The organism is Xanthomonas hortorum, from assembly GCF_011305375.1.
In the GTDB taxonomy this organism is placed as follows: Bacteria; Pseudomonadota; Gammaproteobacteria; order Xanthomonadales; family Xanthomonadaceae; genus Xanthomonas; species Xanthomonas hortorum_E.
In genome coordinates this window covers 1-700 of record NZ_VCME01000066.1, presented here as the reverse complement: position 1 = coordinate 700, position 700 = coordinate 1, and the positions used below count along the sequence as shown (strand labels likewise).

Annotated in this window: 1 protein-coding gene; it reads left to right on the top strand. The window is 60.0% G+C overall.

Annotated features, from left to right (window positions below; genetic code table 11):
- A partial coding sequence (locus FFY45_RS21885) for an LOG family protein (protein WP_176342034.1) occupies window positions 1-700 on the top strand: 700 nt, incomplete at both ends.

Sequence of the window (700 nt, the reverse complement as noted above, 5' to 3'; positions counted from 1 at the left end):
AGCCAGCGCATCGACCTGAGCAATTCTCAGGGCATCACCGATTACGTGTTCCACCTGCTGCGCAATGCCCGCACGCTGCGCGCTGGCGTAGAGCCGCAGATGGTGGTGTGCTGGGGTGGTCACTCGATCAACACTGAAGAATACAAATACACCAAGAAAGTCGGCCATGAACTGGGCCTGCGCAGCCTGGATATCTGCACCGGCTGCGGCCCTGGCGTAATGAAAGGCCCGATGAAGGGCGCGACTATTGCCCACGCCAAGCAACGCATTGTCGGCGGGCGCTATCTGGGCCTGACCGAGCCGGGCATCATTGCGGCCGAAGCACCCAACCCGATCGTCAACGAGCTGGTGATCCTGCCGGACATCGAAAAACGTCTCGAAGCCTTCGTGCGCGTTGGCCACGGCATCATCCTCTTCCCCGGTGGCGCCGGCACGGCTGAAGAGTTCCTCTATCTGCTTGGCATTCTGATGCACCCGGACAACAAGGACGTACCGTTCCCGGTAATCCTGACCGGTCCGAAAAATACCGAGCCGTACCTGCAACAGTTGCACGCGTTCGTCGGTGCCACGCTGGGTGAAGAAGCGCAGCGTCATTACCAGATCATCATCGACAACCCGGCAGACGTCGCCCGGCAGATGACTCAGGGCCTGAAAGAAGTGAAGCAGTTCCGCCGGGAGCGGAATGACGCGTTTCACTTCA